Source organism: Candidatus Poribacteria bacterium (genome assembly GCA_021295715.1).
GTDB lineage: Bacteria > Poribacteria > WGA-4E > WGA-4E > WGA-3G > WGA-3G.
On the sequence record JAGWBV010000128.1, the window covers coordinates 7,090 to 7,979 of the forward strand.

1 protein-coding gene is annotated in these 890 nt (G+C 52.7%); it reads left to right on the top strand.

Going from position 1 to position 890, the window contains the following annotated elements:
- Positions 1-182: 182 nt before the first annotated feature.
- A partial coding sequence (locus J4G07_21230) for an ankyrin repeat domain-containing protein (protein ID MCE2416510.1) occupies positions 183-890 on the top strand: 708 nt, incomplete at its 3' end.

Consider the following 890-nt stretch of genomic DNA (forward strand, 5'->3'; position numbering starts at 1 on the left):
TCCGAGGGAGTGCTTCTGCTTGAGAATGCTTTTCTCATCGCAAGAAATACGCTATTTCCCCTAAATTGACACCTATGGTACGCCGCAAAACCGCACCTACCGGGCTTGGGGAAAAATTAGAATTGCCGATTTAAATTCTGAATCTGCATACAGATTGTGCTACAAAGGAAGTTCCGAAAAAAATGCCAAAGGTTCAACTCACTGGAAATCAGAGCGACTTTTTGAAAATTGTTGTCGCCGCGGCAGGACGCGGTAATCTCGAAACCGTCCGACAATTGGTCGATGAGCATCCGGCATGGATTCACACCGTCGGTTCGCACGGTCGGACAATGCTGTGGGAAGCGGCATATCGGGGCAAGTTGGAGATGGTTCAATTCCTCCTTGAACGCGGTGCCGATATAAACCTGCCGGGTTGCTACCATATCGAGCATCGCCTTGAGATAACACCGTATTGCGCTGCACGGCTTAAGAGACGCGACGGCGTGGCAGATTATCTGCTCCAGCACGGCGCGACAATCGACATCCATACCGCTGCCTACCTCGGTGATTACGAGGCTGTCCGCTCGCATCTCGATAAGGACACCCATCTCGTCAACAGTGGATACCTTCAGGCAGTGATGCTACCCGCAGGGAAACCGCATAGCTTTGAACATCGCGAAGCGGCGTGGGCAACTCCGCTCTGCTATGCCGTCATGGGCAGAAACCTTGCCATCGTCGAATTACTTATTGCGCGCGGGGCGACAATTACGCCACACAGCGAACACTTGCTGGATTACGCCGTCTCGGAGGATCGGGTGGAGATTGCAAAGTTACTCCTCGAAAATGGGGCGGATCCGAGCAAAGCACCTCGTATCTTGGACGACGGCTCCGAAATGAGTGTGCTACTCAAG